This is a genomic window from Tardiphaga sp. 20_F10_N6_6, from assembly GCF_052076045.1.
GTDB classification, from domain to species: domain Bacteria; phylum Pseudomonadota; class Alphaproteobacteria; order Rhizobiales; family Xanthobacteraceae; genus Tardiphaga; species Tardiphaga robiniae.
Genome location: NZ_CP197239.1, coordinates 4,110,436 through 4,124,737 on the forward strand (window position 1 = coordinate 4,110,436; position 14,302 = coordinate 4,124,737).

At 63.7% G+C, this 14,302-nt stretch carries 13 protein-coding genes and 1 tRNA gene; 9 read left to right on the forward strand and 5 right to left on the reverse strand.

Features of this window, described 5'->3' with window-relative positions; translation table 11 throughout:
* Nucleotides 1-14 precede the first annotated feature (14 nt).
* Both rutD and AB7813_RS19775 read left to right on the forward strand, forming a co-directional pair.
* Entirely contained in the window at nt 15-815 is an 801-nt protein-coding gene (gene rutD / locus AB7813_RS19770) for a pyrimidine utilization protein D (protein WP_439065394.1), read from the forward strand.
* Nucleotides 812-1,627, forward strand: a complete 816-nt coding sequence (locus AB7813_RS19775; protein WP_231078676.1) for an ABC transporter ATP-binding protein — start codon at nt 812-814, stop codon at nt 1,625-1,627. Before rutD ends, AB7813_RS19775 begins: the two co-directional genes overlap by 4 nt.
* Before the next feature lie 56 nt (nt 1,628-1,683).
* On the opposite strand, the gene AB7813_RS19780 is transcribed toward AB7813_RS19775, so the two are convergent.
* The 4 genes from AB7813_RS19780 to AB7813_RS19795 all read right to left on the reverse strand — a co-directional run bounded on the left by AB7813_RS19780 (nt 1,684) and on the right by AB7813_RS19795 (nt 5,603).
* Nucleotides 1,684-1,759: transfer RNA gene (locus AB7813_RS19780), tRNA-Thr, on the reverse strand.
* Between the two features lie 154 nt (nt 1,760-1,913).
* The gene (locus tag AB7813_RS19785) at nt 1,914-3,629 is read right to left on the reverse strand and encodes a heme biosynthesis protein HemY (protein ID WP_441228293.1); all 1,716 of its coding nucleotides are present in this window, start codon (nt 3,627-3,629) and stop codon (nt 1,914-1,916) included.
* Between the two features lie 7 nt (nt 3,630-3,636).
* Nucleotides 3,637-4,800: a COG4223 family protein gene (locus tag AB7813_RS19790; protein WP_439065396.1), complete on the reverse strand. Its 1,164-nt coding sequence runs from the start codon at nt 4,798-4,800 to the stop codon at nt 3,637-3,639.
* A 56-nt stretch (nt 4,801-4,856) separates the two neighbouring features.
* Nucleotides 4,857-5,603, reverse strand: a complete 747-nt coding sequence (locus tag AB7813_RS19795; RefSeq protein ID WP_231078673.1) for a uroporphyrinogen-III synthase — start codon at nt 5,601-5,603, stop codon at nt 4,857-4,859.
* 145 nt (nt 5,604-5,748) lie between these two features.
* Between AB7813_RS19795 and tsaD the strand changes: the two genes are divergently transcribed.
* Genes tsaD through AB7813_RS19815 form a run of 4 tightly spaced genes read left to right on the forward strand, consistent with a single transcriptional unit; the run spans nt 5,749 to nt 8,908 of the window.
* Complete coding sequence (gene tsaD / locus AB7813_RS19800; protein ID WP_439065937.1) at nt 5,749-6,822, forward strand: tRNA (adenosine(37)-N6)-threonylcarbamoyltransferase complex transferase subunit TsaD; 1,074 nt, start codon at nt 5,749-5,751, stop codon at nt 6,820-6,822.
* Between the two features lie 10 nt (nt 6,823-6,832).
* On the forward strand, nt 6,833-7,813 hold the full coding sequence (locus AB7813_RS19805) for an NAD(P)H-dependent glycerol-3-phosphate dehydrogenase (RefSeq protein ID WP_439065397.1): 981 nt from the start codon (nt 6,833-6,835) through the stop codon (nt 7,811-7,813).
* Nucleotides 7,814-7,820: 7 nt separating this feature from the next.
* Nucleotides 7,821-8,234 (forward strand): EVE domain-containing protein, encoded by a 414-nt coding sequence (locus AB7813_RS19810; RefSeq protein WP_093757772.1) that lies wholly within the window; start codon nt 7,821-7,823, stop codon nt 8,232-8,234.
* Nucleotides 8,231-8,908: a class I SAM-dependent methyltransferase gene (locus tag AB7813_RS19815; protein WP_441228294.1), complete on the forward strand. Its 678-nt coding sequence runs from the start codon at nt 8,231-8,233 to the stop codon at nt 8,906-8,908. Before AB7813_RS19810 ends, AB7813_RS19815 begins: the two co-directional genes overlap by 4 nt.
* Here AB7813_RS19815 and AB7813_RS19820 read toward each other — a convergent pair whose 3' ends face one another.
* Nucleotides 8,909-10,015, reverse strand: coding sequence for a DNA topoisomerase IB (locus AB7813_RS19820; RefSeq protein WP_441228295.1), 1,107 nt, complete (start codon nt 10,013-10,015; stop codon nt 8,909-8,911).
* A 351-nt stretch (nt 10,016-10,366) separates the two neighbouring features.
* On the opposite strand from AB7813_RS19820, the gene acs reads away from it, so the two are divergent.
* The 3 genes from acs (at nt 10,367) to AB7813_RS19835 (ending at nt 14,265) form a co-directional block, all read left to right on the forward strand.
* A complete protein-coding gene (acs, locus tag AB7813_RS19825) occupies nt 10,367-12,316 on the forward strand; it encodes an acetate--CoA ligase (RefSeq protein WP_441228980.1) in 1,950 nt (649 codons plus the stop codon).
* 38 nt (nt 12,317-12,354) lie between these two features.
* A complete protein-coding gene (locus AB7813_RS19830) occupies nt 12,355-13,476 on the forward strand; it encodes a Kelch repeat-containing protein (protein WP_441228296.1) in 1,122 nt (373 codons plus the stop codon).
* A 273-nt stretch (nt 13,477-13,749) separates the two neighbouring features.
* Nucleotides 13,750-14,265: a L,D-transpeptidase gene (locus AB7813_RS19835; RefSeq protein WP_309941643.1), complete on the forward strand. Its 516-nt coding sequence runs from the start codon at nt 13,750-13,752 to the stop codon at nt 14,263-14,265.
* The last annotated feature ends 37 nt before the right edge of the window (nt 14,266-14,302 follow it).

Consider the following 14,302-nt stretch of genomic DNA (forward strand, 5'->3'; position numbering starts at 1 on the left):
CCGCAAGACAACCCATGCCCTATGCAAGCGGCGGTGACGCCGACATCTATTACGAAACTCATGGACACGGAACGGCGATCCTCATGTCGGCCGGCATGGGCGGCAGCGGATCGTTCTGGACGCCACAGGTCGCAACACTCGCGCAGCGCCACCAGGTCATCCTCTACGACCACGTCGGCACCGGCCGCAGCGCTGATAACACCGCGCCGCCACGATCAATCTCGGGCATGGCCAACGACATCGCGCATGTGCTCGACCATGCCGGTGTCAGCAATGCACATGTAGTGGGCCATGCCATCGGCGGCATCGTCGGAATTGAACTTGCCCTGCGCGACCCCGCGCGCTTGCGCAGCCTGGTGGTGGTGAACGGCTGGGGTCGCGCCGATCCGTTCCTGCGGCGCTGTTTTGAAGTGCGCAAACAGATCCTGAATCAGTCCGGCCCGAAAGCCTATGTGCGTGCGCAGCCGCTGTTTCTCTATCCGCCGCGATGGATTTCCGACAATGCCGCGCAGCTTGACGCGGAAGAAGAGCGCATCCTCGCACACTTCCCGACAGCGGCGACGATGAACGCACGGATCGACATGTTTCTCGCCTTCGACCCCGGCGACGCTCTCGCGACCATTGCAACGCCGACACTGCTGGCCTCATCGCGAGACGACAGTCTGGTGCCGGCCTATCTCTCGCAACAACTGGCTGCCGCCATTCCGGGCGCGCGCATGCGCGAAGTGGAATGGGGCGCCCATGCCTTCACCGCCGTGATACCCGATGTTTTCAATAACATGCTGCTCGGCTTCTGCAGCGAGGTGGACGCATGAACGCTATGACGCAACTCGCAACACCGACCTCGACCACATCCGCCGTACTCAAGGCCGAACAGGTCGGCGCATCATTCGGAAGCGGCAAGCAATATGTCGAAGCCATCCGCGACGTCAGCTTCGAGCTGCGGCAGGGCGAGACGCTGGCGATCGTCGGCCCGTCCGGCTGCGGCAAGTCCACATTGTTCAATGTCATTGCCGGTTTGCTGAAACCGACGCGCGGCCATGTCGAGGTCGCAGGCATTCGCGTCGACGACGCCGCAGGACATGTCGGCTATATGCTCCAGAAGGATCTGCTGCTGCCGTGGCGTTCCGTCATCGACAATGTGATGCTCGGCTTGGAAGTGCGCGGTGCGCCGCGACAGACGTCGCGCGACATCGCCATGAAATTGATCCGCGCCTACGGCCTGGCCGGTTTCGAGAACGCCAAGCCCGCAACCTTGTCAGGCGGCATGCGCCAGCGCGTGGCCATCATGCGCACGCTGGCCTTCGACCCGCAGGTGATCCTGCTGGATGAGCCGTTCTCGGCGCTGGATTTCCAGACCCGCCTGCTGCTGCAGGCCGACGTGTCACGCATCATCGCCGAAAACGGCAAGAGCGCCATTCTGGTCACCCATGACATCGGCGAAGCCATCGCCATGGCCGACCGCGTTCTGGTGCTGAGCGCACGTCCGGCGACCGTGCGGGCGCTGCATGTCATCGATCTGCCCAAAGCAGGCCGCGATCCCGTGGCGCTGCGCACCGACGCTGCCTTCCAGGCTTATTTCGCCAAGATCTGGGCCGACCTGGAAATGCCGGCCACCGCCGCGTAAGGCACCAAAGCTGCGACTGACTGCTGCGACTGAAACGGATGGCGCCGGAGCGCAATTGGTGCCGCAAACAGGACTCGAACCTGTGACCCCGTCATTACGAATGACGTGCTCTACCAACTGAGCTATTGCGGCGAACCAAGCGGCGATTCGGCTTTTCGGCCGAAAACGCTGGGGCATCTGATATCGCCCGTGGCGTTGCTTTGCAAGAAGCGGCGGCTAATCTCGCGACCGAAAAGCGCAACGAACCACCCACTGAAACCGGCCATTTGGGCCTGAATCGGGGCTGTTATCCGCCCCAGCGCCGTAGAAACCCGCGCCAACCGCCCTGTTGCTGGCCTGCATTCAGCTCGGCGAATTCATCGCGATAATCGTCTGCCTCGTCCACGCCGGGATCGTCCGGGGGCCTGACGATGGGAATGACGGCTGGAATGGCGACAGCGGGCTTAGCGGCGCTGGCGATATCGGTGCGATCACGGAACAGCGGTGGCGGCGCGGGGGCCGGTTTCGGGAGCGGCGGCGGCGCCTCGGCGGGCTCGAGCGTGGCAGCGGCCACCGGTTCGGGCTGTGCTGGTACTTCAGGTTCCGCCGCGAGATCCTGAACCGGCGCGACAGGCGTGATCTCGGCTGGCACGGGCACCACGGGTTTTGGCATCGCGGGCGGCGGAGCCAGCACGGTTTCGCGCAAAATCTCGGTCTCAATCGTCGAGGCCCTGTCCGACGGCAGCGCGGCCAGCGGCGTCTGCCACTGGAACGCATCAATTCGGCCGGTGACCGGCGACACCGGCCGCCAGCGATCGGACACATAGCCGTCGGCGGTCCAGACCGGATCATGCAACGCTCGCACGGCACGCAATGTCCAGGCGCGGGCGCGGCCGCTGTCGCCATGTTCGGTACGTTCGATTTCCGCCATCAGCATCGCAACGCGCTGGGTGGAATCGGTCGTGAACGGCGCCAGTGCTTCGCGGGCGCGTGTGAATTCGGCGGCATCGATGGCCGCTCGGGCAATCGCCAGCGCGCCTTCGATATGGCCTGGCGCTTTCGACGCCAGCGTCTCGACACGCACCAGCCGCTGCCGCGCGGAATCGCCGAGCTTCACATGGGCATAGGCGTCGGCGAGATCCGGATGCGGCTGCGCCAGCCACGCTGTCTCGATGATCTTCATTGCCCGACGGGTCTGATGCGCCTCGCTCTGGAATCGGCTGGCGAGAACGGCGGCCGGCACCAAAGTTGGCGCAAGCTTGATCGCCTCGGTCACGCTGTCGCGGGACAGATCGCGATCTTGTGTCTCAAGCTCCAGCGCACGCGCGGTGAGCAGCACGCCGCGCTGCCGACGAAACGCCGCGCGATCGATCAGGCCAGAGGCAAAATTGTTGTCGAGGATTTTCAGCGCGCCGGTCCAATCGCTCTGCGCGCAGCGGAAGCCAAGAACGGCTTGCGACGCCCATGTCGATGCCGGCGATAATTTAAGCGCTTCTTCGGCAATCGTCACGGCGGCGACGGGATCGTCGCTGCGCTGCGCTTGGATGAACAGACCGCGCAGACCCAGCAGCCGCGTATCGCCACGCTCAGCCATCGCCTGAAACGCACGATGCGCACCGGCGCGGTCGCCATCGAGCTGGGCGGACTGGGCATGCAGCAACAGAGCGAGCGGATCGTCAGTCGTCAAACGTTTGGCGATATCGGCATGACGCCGCGCGGCGTGGCCATCGCCCTGCCCGATCGCCAGCAGACCATGGGTGATGGCCTGACGCCCGCGCGCCTGACGCTTTTCATGGCGACGACGGCGCATTCGCTTCGGCGCGCCCCACAAACCACGCAGGAGCGACCAGGCGAACACCACCGCGACGATTGTCAGGCCGAGCACCAGCACAAACACCGGCACCGACGGCGAAGCGCGCCAGACGCCCCAGGATATCACGACATCGCCGGGCTGATCGGCGACCCAGGCGGCGCCAGCGGCCGCAAGTGCTATCAACACAAGAAACAGAATAATGCGGAACATCGGATTCCTATGGCGCTGGTTTGGAAAGCGCCGCCATCGCGTCGGCTGCGAATTGACGTGAAGCCGCCAGCGCTGCATCGCGCATATCGACTCTATCGAGCCAGGGCTGAACCACGGCACGATCCGCTGGCGACAGCGTCAGCAACTCGCGCCTGGCCGTGGCGATATCGTTGCTGCGCGCAGCCGCAGACGCGCGTGACACAGCGCCGCTGTTGCTACCCGCGCCGACAGCATCGGTGCGCTCGATGCGCACCAGCTTGGCCGCGCCGGCCTGCAGACGATCCATGAAACCTGCGCCTACCGCAGGCGTGTCCGCCGGCGCGGGTGTGAGCTTCGGTAACACTGCAAGCAGTTCACGGCTGAGTGCGACTGCGTTTGGTACGCCCGTCATTGCAAACGCATCGAGCGGCTTCAGCTGATTGGCATTGCCGGCAAGCGGTTTGACCGCCGCAAGCGCCGTCGCAAAGGGCTCACCCTGGCGCACCGACGTATCGAGCAACGATGCCACAACGACACGGCGCAAGACCGTGTCATCGAAAGGTTTGGTATTCTGTTGGGCGGCCGAAGACTTCAACTCGTCGGCTGCACGTTCGATCTGCCCGAGCCGCTCATTGATCGGCCCGAGATCGACCACACCGGTCGCGGTGCGCGGCGCGGATTTGAGTTGATTGATGTCGGCGACGACACGATCCGATTGCGCCTTCGCGGCAGTGAGATCGCCGCGCAATCCCACGATGGATTTCTCAAGCGTATCGATCCGCGTTGCCAGACCCGTATCCGGCGCAGCAAGCGGGCGCGCTTCGATCTGTGCAACGCGAGAGGTCAGCGCATCGACATCTGCCTTGTCGCTCGAAGCAATGCCGCTCAGGCCGAACCATGCGATCCCGGCGACAAACGCACCGGCAACCGCGCCAACGGCGGCGGGAACCAAGACAGGTGCACGCGCAGGCGAGACGGGCGCCTGCTTTTCAGCCCCAGCCTCCGCGGCGGGTTCGGACGGCGGCATGTCCGACGGCGCGGTATCGATGGACTCCGATGCTGTTTCCGGTAGCGCAGGCTCCGCTGCAGCCGGACGCTCGGTGACCTCGGCAGCCGTCAATTCGATGGTTGGCGGCGGCCGCTTGGGCCGACCGGCATCCGGAGACGATCCTGTATCGCTATCGTCGGCCATCGCGTCGGTTCCCTCGTGGCATGCCCGATCCCTACCGGGATTTGGTCACAGCAGTCTTAACGCGATAATGGCGCGATGGCACGTTCCAGCGCAGCGAACAGGGCATTTTCGTCCGGAGTCTGCGCCACCACGACCTGGGTAGCCCCGGCATCATGCGCAATCGTGCCGACCGCAGCTGAAAGGCAATAGTGTGGAACTGCGAGGGCAGCGATCTCGACGCCCGACAAGCCCACCGCCTGGAAGAATGCCCGCGCGCTCCGCCGCGAATAATGCAGCACGGCCTCGATTCTGCCGGCCACGAAGGCCGCAGCAACATCATTCGGCAGATCGGCCACCGGCATCATCCGGTAGGTGGTTTGTGTCACCACCGTGAAACCACGCGCACCGAGTTCGCCAGCGAGATCCCGCGCAAGATCGGCGCCGGCCAGATAAAGGAGCGGGCGGGTCTTGTTCAGCAGCTTGCTCTTGCTGCTCTCCGTCAATAGGTCCCGCAGCGCCGCAGCATCACCTTCGGCGGACACGACCTTGGCAAAGCCGAGATCGCGCGCGGCCTCTGCGGTCCGGTCGCCGACCGCGAACAGCGGCAGGTGAAGCAGGGTTGCCTGCACCGGCTGATCGGCGAGTGCGCGTAGCGCATTGGAGGACGTCACGATCACCGCGCCGAAATCCGCATCCGAATCGATGGACAGCATCACCTTTTCGAAGCGCAGCATCGGCGCCGCCAGCACCTCAAAGCCCCGCGCGCGCAAGGCGGCGGCGGTGCTGGTAGTGTCCGGCTGCGGGCGAGTGACGAGAATAGCCATATCTGAGGTCCGGTTTCGGGGGTCTCGCATGCCACGCAGGGCATCGAGTGATTGCACCTTGCAACCCCGCAATGCTACGCCGGGGACAGGAAAAGCCCGGATTTGGCTGATTTAGCAAGGACCGATAGTGACCACCGACCAACCGATGCTGGTGCTGGGAATCGAGACGACCTGCGATGAGACCGCGGCCGCCGTCATCGAACGCCAGCCCGACGGCAGCGGCAAGATCCTGTCCAATATCGTCCATTCGCAGATCGGTGACCACGCGCCCTATGGCGGCGTGGTGCCCGAGATCGCCGCGCGCGCCCATATCGACCTGCTCGACGGCATCGTCGGCCGCGCCATGAAGGACGCCGACGTCAATTTCGCGCAACTGAGCGGTGTGGCCGCAGCCGCCGGACCCGGCCTGATTGGCGGCGTCATTGTTGGTCTCACCACCGCAAAAGCCATAGCCATGGTGCATGACACCCCGCTGGTGGCCGTGAACCATCTCGAAGCCCATGCGCTGACGCCGCGGCTGACCACTTCCTTGGCGTTTCCGTATTGCCTGTTTCTCGTTTCCGGCGGTCATACCCAGATCGTCGCGGTGCTCGGCGTCGGCCACTACGTCCGGCTCGGCACCACCGTCGATGACGCCATGGGCGAAGCCTTCGACAAGGTCGCCAAGATGCTCGGCCTGCCCTATCCCGGCGGTCCGCAAGTGGAGCGGGCTGCTGCCGGTGGCGATCCCAAGCGCTTTGCGTTTCCGCGGCCGATGCTTGGCCGGCCCGATGCGAATTTTTCGCTGTCAGGTCTCAAGACTGCGGTACGCAACGAGGCCAGCCGGCTCATTCCTTTGGAAGAGCAGGACATCGCGGATCTCTGCGCCAGCTTCCAGGCGGCGGCGCTGGAATCGACGGCGGATCGATTGAGCGTCGGCCTCAGATTGTTCGAAGACCAATTCGGCCCGCCGCATGCACTGGTCGCGGCAGGGGGTGTCGCCTCCAACCAGGCGATCCGCGGTGCGCTGCAGGCCGTCGCCGCAAAAGCGCAGACCACGCTGATCATCCCGCCGCCGGCACTGTGCACCGACAACGGCGCGATGATCGCCTGGGCCGGCGCAGAGCGCCTTGCGCTGGGACTCACCGACACGATGGAAGCACCGCCCCGCGCGCGCTGGCTGCTCGACGCTGACGCCAACGCGCCGGCAGGCCATTCCAAATCCCGCGCGGCTTACTGACGGGAACATCATGGCCGACTTAAACTCTGTGGCGGTGATCGGCGCTGGTGCTTACGGCACGGCGCTGGCCGATGTCGCGGCGCGCGCCGGCCGCGAGGTCGTGCTCTATGCACGCTCGACTGCAGCCGCCGAACTGATGCAGGTATCGCGCGCCAATCCGAGATTGCCCGGCGCTGCCATCGATGACTCTGTCTTCGTCACCGCCGATCTTTCGCTGTCAGCGCGCGCCGATATCATTCTGCTCGCCGTCCCGTCGCAACAGTTGCGCGAGGCATTGACGGCGCTCGCGCCGCTATTGCCGGCAGGCGTTCCGGTGGTCGCCTGCGCCAAGGGCATCGAGCGCGGCAGTCACAAATTCATGACGGAAGTCATCGCCGACGTCGCACCGCATGCGATCCCTGCCATTCTGTCGGGACCGAATTTCGCCGACGATGTCGCAGCGGGCCTGCCCACAGCAGTGACACTCGCCTGCGCCGACGAAGATATCGCTGTCGCGCTCGTGCAGGCCCTGGGTTCGGCGACGTTCCGTCCCTATCACTCCACCGATGTGCGCGGCGTCGAGATCGGCGGTGCGGCGAAGAACGTACTGGCAATTGCGGCGGGTATCGTCGCCGGCAAGCAGCTCGGCGCGTCGGCCCTTGCAGCACTCACGACGCGCGGCTTCAGCGAATTACTGCGACTAGGCATCGCATGTGGCGCGCGCACCGAGACGCTGTCGGGACTGTCAGGTCTTGGCGATCTGATCTTGAGCTGTTCGAGCGCGCAATCGCGTAATTTTTCGCTCGGCGTTGCATTGGGCCGCGGTGAACAGCCGGCGCCTGGCAAACTTGCCGAAGGTGAGTTCACGGCGCCGGTGCTGATCGAGCTTGCGACATCGAAGGGCGTCGATATGCCGGTGGCAAAGGCCGTGGCGGCAATTCTGGCCGGCCAGGCAACCATCGATCAGGCAATCGATGGCCTGCTGACGCGGCCGTTCAAGGCAGAAGGTTAGAGGCAAGATGAAATACTGGCTGGTGAAATCGGAGCCATCTGTATGGTCATGGGATCAACAGGTCGCCAAGGGCAAAAAGGGCGAAGCCTGGACCGGCGTGCGCAACCACAGCGCCAAGCTCAACATGATGGCCATGAAGAAAGGCGATCGCGCCTTCTTCTATCATTCCAACGAAGGCAAGGAAGTTGTCGGGATCGTCGAGATCGTGAAAGAGCATTATCCCGACCCGACCGATGAATCCGGCAAGTTCGTCTGCGTCGACATTGCCGCCGACAAGCCTTTGAAGACGCCGGTGACGCTCGTTGCCGTGAAGGCCGAGCCAAAGCTCGGCGAGATGGCGCTGCTGAAACTGTCGCGGCTCTCGGTGCAGCCGGTGACCGCGGAGGAGTGGAAGCTCGTCTGCAAAATGGGCGGATTGTGAGCGCCAACGGCGCGGCCAATCTTGCAATCACTGATCCCGTAGCTTTCATCCGCGCCAATACGCGCCTGCGACCGGTGCCACTGGTGCCGAACATTGTGCTGCACACAGCCGACGAGGCCGTACCGCTGTGGAGCAAGACTGAGGAAGAACTCGGCGAAGCCGGACTGCCGCCACCGTTCTGGGCCTTCGCCTGGGCCGGCGGACAGGCACTGGCGCGCTTTGTTCTCGATCATCCCGGGCATGTTGCTGAAAAGACCATCATCGATCTCGCATCAGGATCGGGGCTTGTGGCCATCGCCGCGATGAAAGCAGGGGCAAGCAGCGTCTTCGCCTATGACATCGACGCCTTTGCGCGCACGGCCATCGCACTGAACGCGGCTGAAAATGGCGTTACGATCAATGCTCGCGGTGACGATCTGCTCGGCGGCTCATCTGTCCCGCCCGCACAAACGATTCTGGCAGGCGATATTTTCTATGAACGCGACACCGCCGAGCGCGCCTTTGCATTTCTTTCAGCGCAAGCGGCGCGCGGTGCAACGGTCCTGATCGGCGACCCCGGCCGCAGCTATCTGCCGAAAGACAAATTGCGCAAGCTCGCGGAATACAGAGTGCCCGTGACGCGCGATCTTGAAGATGCAGAGATCAAGAACACGGCAGTGTGGACGCTGGCCTAACTACCCCGCCTCAGCCACCACCTGCGCCAGAAGCTGCTCGCGCTTCGATTGCGAGCGATAGCCCGTTTGCGTCGCGGCGATGCGAGCGAGGACACCGTCCTCGAAGGCCGTAACGATGGTGTCGTGCACATAGCTCTTGCGGCAAATCGCCGCCGTGTTCTGCAACTCGTCTGCCGCCGACCGCACGGCTTCGAGCACCTGCTTCCTGCGTCCGCGCTCACTGGCTGCCGGCTCTATCCGTGACAGGGTTTCAGCCACCGTCGCCGACGCCATCAGAGTGCGGAAATCCTTCAGTGAAATCTTGATGCCGGCGATATCGCGCAGGAAGGCGTTCACTGCTGCCGTGTTGACCTTGTGAATGCGGCCAGCATTGTCGCGATACTGGAACAGGCGTTTGCCCGGCACATCGTGCAGGATACCAATCGCGCGGACGAGCTTCGACGCATAGGACTCCTTGCGCACTGCCTTGCCGCCCTTGGCCTTGAAGGTGAGCACGATGCAATCGTCTTCGAGCTGCACGTTCGACTTCATCAGCGTTGTAGCGCCGCGGGTGCCCGACAGCTTCATATAGCTCTCATTGCCGGCACGGATCGCGGTGCGCGTGACCAGTTCGATGACAGCGGCGAGCGCGAACTCACGCGTCGGCTCGTCGCCTGCCAGAAGCGCCGAGACGTTGCGGCGGATCTTCGGCAGTGCCGCCACCAGCTTCGCCAGCCGATGCGCCTTGCGTTGCTCGCGGACTTTCTCCCAATCCGAGTGATAGCGGTATTGCAGGCGGCCGGCCGCGTCGCGGCCTACGGCCTGCAAATGCGACGTAGGATCAGCGGCATAGCGGACCTCGGCATAGGCCGGGGGCACTGCCATGGAGTTCAGCCGCTTGATCGTCCCGATATGCTTGATCGGGGTGCCGTTGGCCCTGACGAAGGAATAAGATTTTCCGCGCTTGAGCCGGCGGATCGTCAGCTCAGACTGATCTCCGAGCTTCAGGCCCATTTCACGGGCCAAAACCTCCACACTCGCGGGGCTTGGCTTGGCCATACGGGCTGGCCGCGCGACGGAACGGGCGGAAACGGCCCGGGAAGGCGCGAAATTCTGCTGTTCCATCATAGTGTTATCTGCCTCGTCGGCCCTGTGTCTCTGCTAATGCCGTTTATTGATTTTTGGTTCCGGGCCGCTTGGCCGTCCCTGCGAGGGCGATTTAGGGGCTTCCCGCAACTATTGCGAGTCCACAGGCACGCAATTTCGGTTACTGGTTACCGTTTAGCGCCTGAATTGGCTTTATGATGAAGTTTCCAGGCCGTCAAAACGCGAACGTGATTGGGGCTGCGACCTTGCGGACCGACCAAAGGCCTAGTCCGGCCCCGCTTGTCCAGCTATCTCGCGCCGGCGCATATTGCGCGCAACGAGAACCGGCTGGCGGCGAATTCGCGCAGCGGTCGCACGGTGGTGGAGGGGACGATGTCCGACAAGATTTACGACGTACCGGCTGAGTGGACGACGCGCGCCTTCGTCGATGACGCAAAATACAACGAGATGTATGCGCGCTCGATCAGCGATTCCAACGGCTTCTGGGCCGAGCAGGCCAAGCGCCTCAACTGGAGCCACGCCCCCACCAAGATCGAAAACACGTCCTTTGCCCCAGGCAAGATCTCGATCAAGTGGTTTGAGGATGGCGTATTGAACGCCGCCTATAACTGCATCGACCGCCATCTACCGAAGCGCGCCAACCAGACCGCGATCATCTGGGAAGGCGACGACCCCTCGCAGTCGAAGCACATCAGCTATCAGGAACTGCACGACGAAGTCTGCAAGATGGCCAACGTGTTGCGCAACCGCAATGTCGGCAAAGGCGACCGCGTCACCATCTATCTGCCGATGATTCCGGAAGCCGCCTACGCGATGCTGGCCTGCGCGCGCATCGGCGCGGTCCATTCGGTGGTCTTCGCCGGCTTCTCGCCGGACTCGCTGGCGCAGCGCATCACTGACTGCCAGTCGAAGATCATCATCACCGCCGATGAAGGCCTGCGCGGCGGCAAGAAAGTGCCGCTAAAGAACAATGTCGATGCGGCCGTCGCGAAAGCCGGCGGCGTCGACTGGGTCGTCGTGGTCAAGCACACCGGCACACCGGTGAACATGGATCCGGCCCGTGACTTCTGGTACCGCGAAGCCGCCGAAGTCGTCACCACCGAATGCCCCTGCGAGCCGATGAATGCGGAAGATCCGCTGTTCATCCTTTATACGTCGGGCTCCACCGGCCAGCCCAAGGGCGTGCTGCACACCACCGGCGGCTATCTGCTGTTCGCCTCGATGACGCATCAATATGTGTTCGACTATCACGAGGGTGACATCTACTGGTGCACCGCCGACGTCGGCTGGGTGACCGGTCACAGCTACATTCTCTATGGGCCGCTGGCCAACGGCGCGACCACGCTGATGTTCGAAGGCGTGCCGAACTATCCGTCGATGTCGCGCTTCTGGGAAGTCATCGACAAGCATCAGGTCAACATCTTCTACACCGCGCCAACCGCGATCCGCGCGCTGATGCAGGCCGGCGACGAGCCGGTGAAGAAAACCTCGCGCAAGAGCCTGCGATTGCTCGGCTCGGTCGGCGAGCCGATCAATCCGGAAGCCTGGGAGTGGTACTATCACGTGGTCGGCGAGGCGCGTGCGCCGATCGTCGACACCTGGTGGCAGACCGAGACCGGCGGCATTCTCATCACGCCTCTGCCCGGCGCGACGAAACTGAAGCCGGGTTCGGCGACGCGGCCGTTCTTTGGTGTCGTCCCCGAGATCGTCGATGCCGATGGCAAGGTGCTGGAGGGCGAAACCTCGGGCAATCTCTGCATCGCCAAGTCATGGCCTGGCCAGATGCGGACGGTCTATGGCGATCACGCCCGTTTCGAACAGACCTATTTCTCGACCTACAAGAACAAGTACTTCACCGGCGACGGCTGCCGCCGCGATGCCGACGGTTATTACTGGATCACCGGCCGCGTCGACGACGTCATCAATGTCTCCGGCCACCGCATGGGCACCGCGGAAGTGGAATCGTCGCTGGTCGCACATGAGAAAGTGTCCGAGGCCGCCGTGGTCGGCTATCCGCACGACATCAAGGGCCAGGGCATCTACGCTTATGTCACGCTGATGAACGGCGTCGAGCCGACGGAAGAGCTCCGCAAGGAGCTGGTGGCCTGGGTTCGCAAGGACATCGGCCCGATCGCCTCGCCGGACCTGATCCAGTTCGCACCGGGCCTGCCAAAGACCCGCTCCGGCAAGATCATGCGCCGCATCCTGCGCAAGATCGCCGAAGACGAACCGTCATCTCTGGGTGATACATCGACACTGGCCGATCCCGCCGTGGTCACCGACCTCGTCGAGCATCGGCAGAACAAGAAGCCGGGGGCGTAACCGCTCGCCCAATCTGTCGGCAAACACGGAGTGATGTGGTGGATCGTCGGTCATTCGTGTTGGGAAGTGCTGCAGTTGTTGCGGGCGGAGCCTCCGCCCGTGCGCAACATGCCGGTCATCCCGCATTGCCTGCGGCACCATCGTCGAAAGAGCCCTACGCCAAATTGCAAGGCGGCGTACCGCATCACATGACGCCCGAGCAGGAGGCGCAGCGCGTCACAGAGAGTCCGGCGCCGAAAGGGCCGCAAGGAAAGTGGATATCGCGTGCGGCACTGCCGTTGCCGCGCAGCGAGATGGCCTGGGCGACATCATGGGCCGATCGTATGCATATCGTAGGCGGCTACGGCGAAGGCCGTGTCGACCGCCCCTATCACCATGTCTACGATCCCGCTTCAGATCAGTGGCTCGACGCAGCGCCCCTGCCGCGCGGCGCCAACCATGTCTCGGTCGCTGCCGATGCCGGCCGCGTCTATGCGCTCGGCGGCTTCATGCAGCAGAACCGCGGCTCGAACCAGAACGCCTATGCCTATGATGTCGCTGCCAATCGCTGGGATACGATCGCGCCGTTGCCGAGACCGCGCGGTGCCGGCGCTGCGGTCGCGCTGAACGGCAAGATCCATCTGATCGGCGGCGCGTCGGAACCGGCGGCTGAGCGCGCCAGTGTCAGTTGGCACGAAGTCTATGATCCCAAGACCGACAAATGGGAGACCCGCAAGGCACTGCCCGGTGCGCGCGACCATGTCGGCTGCGTCGCCACGCGCGGCGTGATCCATGTGATCGGCGGGCGTTTCAATACGTTCGAGTACAATACCGATCTGCACCATGTGTATCTGCCCGAGCGCGACACATGGGAGCTGCGCGCCGCACTGCCGACGACCCGTTCGGGCCATGGCCTTGTCGTGTATCGCGACCGGCTGTTTGCCATGGGCGGAGAATCCGGCGTGGTGCAGAACGGCCAGCTCACCCAGGGCAAGGTGTACGGACAGATGGAAAGCTACGATCCGGCCTCCGACACCTGGCAGAGCCACGCGCCGATGCTGACCCCGCGCCATGCGGTCGGCGCCACAGTTATTGGTGACTGGATCTATGTGGCCGGTGGCGGCGCTGTCCTCGGCGGCGCGGTACAATCCGCCGTCCATGAGGCCTTTACGCTGGCCTAGTGACCTCCAACGCATTGCATCTGGCTGGCCTCACGCGATTGTCAGGGCCGGATGGCCACCCCCGGCCAATTTAGAGCGAGTGTTGTTTTCCGGGCATTTACTTTGTTCAGTGGATTTCCTCTTTAGGCGCTCGTTGGCGCACTCCCCCGCGCTGGCAGAGACCGGTTGTTTACGCGACTGGTTGAGAATTTCCCGTGTGCAATTGTTTTCGTCGCCTTGAGAGGCGGCACGACCTCGTCGGCCGCTACCGGCCGGGCCGAACTGGAGAGATCGATGTCCCTGAAAATTGCTAGTGCGCTGGCAGCCACCGTTGTCATTGGCGCCCTGATGTCCCCTGCCGCGCAGGCAGCGCCCAATGTGGTCGGCTTCCACGGCGACTATGCCCCCGGCACCATCGTCGTGAAGACCAATGAGCGTAAGCTGTATCTCGTGCTCGAACAGGGTCAGGCCGTGCGCTATCCCGTCGGTGTCGGCAAGCCCGGCAAACAGTGGGCCGGCGCCACCAAGATCGACGGCAAGTACCGCCAGCCGGCCTGGGCTCCGCCCGCCGACGTCAAGCGTGACAATCCGAATATCCCCGATGTGATTGCGGGCGGTTCGCCAGCTAATCCGATGGGCGTTGCTGCGATGACCCTCGCCGGCGGCGAATATGCCATCCACGGCACCAACCGCCCCAATTCGATCGGCGGCTATGTCTCTTACGGTTGCGTCCGCATGTACAACGAAGACATCACCGACCTCTATTCGCGCGTCTCGGTCGGCACGCCGGTGATCGTCACCCAGCGCTGATCGCTGGCAGCTTCGCTATTCTGAAAAGCCGCGCATG

Coding starts and splice junctions, on each gene's coding strand:
- rutD (WP_439065394.1), top strand. CDS start 15: ATGCCCTATGCAAGCGGCGGTGACGCCGACATCTATTACGAAACTCAT.
- AB7813_RS19775 (WP_231078676.1), top strand. CDS start 812: ATGAACGCTATGACGCAACTCGCAACACCGACCTCGACCACATCCGCC.
- AB7813_RS19785 (WP_441228293.1), bottom strand. CDS start 3,629: ATGTTCCGCATTATTCTGTTTCTTGTGTTGATAGCACTTGCGGCCGCT.
- AB7813_RS19790 (WP_439065396.1), bottom strand. CDS start 4,800: ATGGCCGACGATAGCGATACAGGATCGTCTCCGGATGCCGGTCGGCCC.
- AB7813_RS19795 (WP_231078673.1), bottom strand. CDS start 5,603: ATGGCTATTCTCGTCACTCGCCCGCAGCCGGACACTACCAGCACCGCC.
- tsaD (WP_439065937.1), top strand. CDS start 5,749: ATGCTGGTGCTGGGAATCGAGACGACCTGCGATGAGACCGCGGCCGCC.
- AB7813_RS19805 (WP_439065397.1), top strand. CDS start 6,833: ATGGCCGACTTAAACTCTGTGGCGGTGATCGGCGCTGGTGCTTACGGC.
- AB7813_RS19810 (WP_093757772.1), top strand. CDS start 7,821: ATGAAATACTGGCTGGTGAAATCGGAGCCATCTGTATGGTCATGGGAT.
- AB7813_RS19820 (WP_441228295.1), bottom strand. CDS start 10,015: ATGATGGAACAGCAGAATTTCGCGCCTTCCCGGGCCGTTTCCGCCCGT.
- acs (WP_441228980.1), top strand. CDS start 10,367: ATGTCCGACAAGATTTACGACGTACCGGCTGAGTGGACGACGCGCGCC.
- AB7813_RS19835 (WP_309941643.1), top strand. CDS start 13,750: ATGTCCCTGAAAATTGCTAGTGCGCTGGCAGCCACCGTTGTCATTGGC.